Here is a 1,331-nt window from a genome sequence, read left to right as displayed (position 1 = left end):
CGACCAGCAACGCTGTCCACAGTGTGGAAACCGATTGCAGGCTCGGGGAAACCATGCTCGGACCTTGCAAACCACTGGAGGAGAAGCAATCACCTTGCACCGCCGGTATCTCAAATGTCCCCGCTGCGGAAGCGGGGTTTTTCCCCCTGGATGAGTGTTTGCGTCTGCCATCGGAGCATCTGACTCCCGCAGCGCACCAAGCCCTGGTGCGTTTGAGCAGTTGGATGCCCTTTGCCAAAGCGGGACAGGAAATGGAGGCGCTGCTTGGAGTACATGTCAGCCGTTCAACGGCTTGGCGCCACTGCCTCTCGGTGGGAGAGGCCAGCCTGCAGATCCAGGACGAACAAGCTCATCCCCTGAGCGTGTTGCCTGAGGAGCCCGCGAGCGCGAAACTGGTGATGAGTACCGATGGCGCTTTTGTGCCATTACAGCATGGGCAATGGAGTGAGGTGAAATTGGTCGCCATTGCACAGGTGGAAGCACGCCAGGATCAGGCGCATCAAGTTGGTCTCTCCTACTTTGCACGCATGCAAGAGGCCCCACGGTTTGCAGAATTGGCCTCATCGGAAATCCGACGGCGTGGGGTGGAGCGAGCGGAGCAGGTCGCCGCCATTCAGGATGGAGCGGAATGGGTGCAAGGTTTTGTGCGTTCTCATCGTCGGGATGCACTGCGTATCCTGGATTTCGCACACGCGGCCCAAAGAATCCATGCCATTGCAGAGGTGGCACGCTCCCTGGGACAGTCGTTGGAAGAAGGGTGGGTGGAGGTGCAGTGTCATGAGCTCAAAATGAGAGGACCACATGGGGTGCTGCAGCGGCTCAAAGAGCTTTATGAGCGTTCGGGCAAACCAGCGGAGATGAGAGAAGATCTGCACTATTTCCGCAAGCGCGAAGAACAGATGGATTATCCCACTTATCAACAGCAGGGGTGGCCCATTGGTTCAGGGGTGGTGGAAAGCGGGAACAAAGTGGTGATGCAGGCACGCATGAAGGGGCCTGGGATGCACTGGAAAGAGAGTCATGTCAATCCGTTGTTGGTTTTACGCACCAGTTTGTGCAATGATCGGTGGCAAGAGATGTGGCAGGGACAAGAACAGCGACGACACACTCAGCATCAGAAACAGCGACTTCAACGCCAGCAAGAGCGTACACGGAAGCGCCAGGCTCGCGAGCAGCTGCTTCGCTCCCTTGTCCTGCCACCTCCGCCTCCCGATCCTGTTCCCGCTCAAAAGGGGCTCAAGGGGCGAACAGAAGCACAAAAGCGTTGGGGACGCAACGTCATCCGATCCTCCCCCTCGTCTCTGGGTTCTGCAAAACAATGAGACACACCC

Annotated in this window: 2 protein-coding genes; both read left to right on the top strand. The window is 57.7% G+C overall.

Going from position 1 to position 1,331, the window contains the following annotated elements; genetic code table 11:
- The first annotated feature begins 34 nt into the window (after nt 1–34).
- Nucleotides 35–154 carry a hypothetical protein gene (locus F1593_RS30105; RefSeq protein ID WP_371873940.1) on the top strand — a complete coding sequence of 40 codons (120 nt, stop codon included), beginning with the start codon at nt 35–37 and terminating at the stop codon, nt 152–154.
- Nucleotides 155–158: 4 nt separating this feature from the next.
- Complete coding sequence (locus F1593_RS28020; RefSeq protein ID WP_149404842.1) at nt 159–1,322, top strand: ISKra4 family transposase; 1,164 nt, start codon at nt 159–161, stop codon at nt 1,320–1,322.
- Nucleotides 1,323–1,331 lie beyond the last annotated feature (9 nt).

Source organism: Dictyobacter arantiisoli (assembly GCF_008326305.1).
Taxonomy (GTDB): Bacteria; Chloroflexota; Ktedonobacteria; order Ktedonobacterales; family Ktedonobacteraceae; genus Dictyobacter; species Dictyobacter arantiisoli.
Note: the sequence above shows the minus strand (reverse complement) of the source record. Positions and strands in the feature narration are given on the sequence as shown.